Source organism: Sedimentibacter sp. B4, assembly GCF_000309315.1.
Lineage (GTDB): Bacteria > Bacillota > Clostridia > Tissierellales > Sedimentibacteraceae > Sedimentibacter > Sedimentibacter saalensis.
Window position 1 is genome coordinate 1 of sequence record NZ_CANG01000522.1, and the last position, 201, is coordinate 201.

General features: G+C 70.6%; 1 protein-coding gene. It reads left to right on the plus strand.

The genetic code is table 11. From position 1 onward, the window contains the following. The coding region (locus BN358_RS27720; RefSeq protein WP_232233149.1) for a hypothetical protein at nucleotides 1–201 on the plus strand (201 nt) is incomplete at both ends.

A 201-nucleotide genomic window follows, 5' to 3' on the forward strand; every position in this document is an offset into this window, starting at 1 on the left:
TGTTCGGCGCCGGTATCCTCGCCACAGGCGTGCTCCTGCTGGTCGCGGGACGGCGCCGCCGCCAGAAGGATTGAGCAGGCCCCGGGCGGCTGCCCGGATCGAAGAACCAAGGAGATCATGAACCTCAAGCACCTCAGCGCAGCCGCGCTCGCCCTTGCCCTGGCCACCTCGTTCGCCGGCTGCACGGCCGCCACGAACCCG